The organism is Arhodomonas sp. KWT (assembly GCF_010993615.1).
Map to the genome: position 1 here is coordinate 1 of NZ_WNXE01000417.1, position 1,523 is coordinate 1,523.

The 1,523-nt window shown below is 71.6% G+C and carries 2 protein-coding genes; both read left to right on the forward strand.

Annotated elements, in window-relative coordinates:
• The coding region (locus G7A99_RS19490; protein WP_163143352.1) for a YihY/virulence factor BrkB family protein at positions 1-809 on the forward strand (809 nt) is incomplete at its 5' end.
• The coding region (locus G7A99_RS19495; protein WP_163143355.1) for a TOBE domain-containing protein at positions 806-1,523 on the forward strand (718 nt) is incomplete at its 3' end. The genes G7A99_RS19490 and G7A99_RS19495, both read left to right, overlap by 4 nt.

The following is a 1,523-nucleotide window of genomic DNA, read 5'->3' on the forward strand; positions in this document are numbered from 1 at the left end:
TCACCGCCTCGTTCTTCAGCGCCGACTGGGTCCAGCGCCTGGCCGCCATTCAGCCCTTCGGTGTAGTGCTGGACGCGATGGCGGCCCTGCTCCCCTATCTGCTCATCATCGCCGCGTTCGCCTTCATCTACCTTTTCGTGCCCAACACCCGGGTCCGCCCGACCGCGGCGCTGGTGGGCGCGCTGGTCGCCGGCGTGCTCTGGCAGAGCACCGGCTGGCTGTTCGCCTCCTTCGTCGCCGGCTCGACCCGCTATACCGCAATCTACTCGGCGTTTGCCGCACTCGTGATCTTCATGATCTGGCTCTACCTGAGCTGGTTGATCCTGCTCATGGGCGCGAGCATCGCCTACTACTACCAGTACCCAAGGCAGATGCTGCTCCACGGCGAGCCGGCGCCGCTGAGCCCGCGGCTGCGTGAACGGATCGCCCTCGCGATCATGGCCCGGGTTGCCACGGCGTTCTATGCACGCGCGCCGGCGCCGGGCGCGGAGGCCCTCGCTGAGGCGCTGCGCGTGCCCATGCACGCCGTCGGCGAGGGACTGGATGCGCTGGTCTCGACCGGCATGCTGTGCCCGCTCGAGGACCCGCACGGCCACACGGCCTACCTCCCGGGAACGCCGCCGGAGCGCACCACGCTGGCCGAGGTACTCGCCGCCGTGCGCCGCCACGGCGAACGCCCCGGCCTGGACCTGCACATGCTCCGGATCCCCGCCGCGGCACAGCGCGCCGCCGAGGCCTGGGACGCCTCGCTGGAGGACACGCTGAGCGGGGTCACGGTCAGGGATCTGACCCGGGAGGACATGGCATGACCCCGGCCCACGGCGGCGACGACCGGTTGATCCGGGATCTCCGGCTGCTGGAGGCCCTGGAGGCCCACGGCTCGATCAACGCCGCGGCGGAGGCGGCGGGCATGGGCTACCGCTCGGCCTGGAACCGCATCGAGCGTATCGCCAACCTGTCGACGGTACCGTTGCTGGAGCGCCGCACCGGCGGGCGCCGGGGCGGCGGCACCCGACTCACGCCGGCAGGGCAGCAGCTGCTGACGGCGTGGCGCCGGCTTGCCGAGGAGCAGGCGCGACTGGGTGAGGCCGCCGGGACGGCGGAGACAGACGCGGAGGCACTGGCGTTGACCCGGCGGCTCGCCCTGCGCACCAGTGCCCGCAACCAGATCTTCGGCCGGGTGACGCGCATCCGCTCGGACGCCGTAGAGGTGGAGGTCTGCCTCACCCTGGCCGACGGCACCCAGGAGATCGCCTCAGTGATTACCGCGGAGAGCCTGCGCGAGCTGGGCATCCGCGAAGGCGACGGCGTCCACGCACTAATCAAGGCCTCCACGGTGATCATCGCCACCGACGTCGCGGCGGTAAGCGCACGCAACCGCCTCTCCGGCCGAGTCGCACGGGTGGTGCCGGGCACGGTCAACGCAGAGGTGGTCATCGAGATCCCGGGCGGGCAGACCATCGCCGCCACCATCACCCGGGACAGCGTCGAGCGCCTCGGCCTGGCACCGGGCGTGGCGGCCA